Source organism: Rhodococcus sp. IEGM 1366 (genome assembly GCF_033142425.1).
Lineage (GTDB): Bacteria > Actinomycetota > Actinomycetes > Mycobacteriales > Mycobacteriaceae > Rhodococcus_F > Rhodococcus_F globerula.
In genome coordinates this window covers 1-583 of the sequence record NZ_JAWLRZ010000040.1, presented here as the reverse complement: position 1 = coordinate 583, position 583 = coordinate 1, and the positions used below count along the sequence as shown (strand labels likewise).

Below are 583 nucleotides of genomic sequence, written 5' to 3'. Positions count from 1 at the left end.
TTGCGCGTTATTTGATTGGTTTGGGTGTTGGGCCGGAGTCGTTGGTGGGGTTGGCTGTTCGGCGGTCTGTGGATTTGTTGGTTGGGTTGTATGCGATTGTGCGTGCGGGTGGGGCGTGGGTGCCGTTGGATCCTGATGCTCCGTCCTCGCGTAATGAGTATGTGTTGGATTCGGCTGATCCGGTGTGTGTGGTGTCGACGGAGCGTGATGGTTTCACGGCGTCGGGTCGTCGGGTTGTGTGTGTCGATGTTGTTGATGTGTCTGGTTTTTCGGGTGCGCGGGTTTCTGATGTGGATCGGTTGTCGCCGTTGCGGGCGTCGAATACGGCGTATGTGATTTTCACGTCGGGGTCGACGGGTCGTCCGAAGGGTGTGGCGGTCTCGCATGCGGCGATTGTGAATCAGCTCGAGTTCATGCAGGGTGAGTATGTTTTGTCGGCTGCTGATGTGTATTTGCAGAAGACGGCGACGACGTTCGATGTGTCGTTGTGGGGTTTTTTCATGCCGTTGCGGGTGGGTGCGGTGTTGGTGTTGGCGTCGGCTGATGGTCATCGGGATCCGGGGTATTTGGCGTCGGTGATTGA

At 57.3% G+C, this 583-nt stretch carries 1 protein-coding gene; it reads left to right on the top strand.

What is annotated here, in order from left to right; translation table 11 throughout:
- A partial coding sequence (locus R4P64_RS33950; protein WP_317824580.1) for an AMP-binding protein occupies positions 1-583 on the top strand: 583 nt, incomplete at both ends.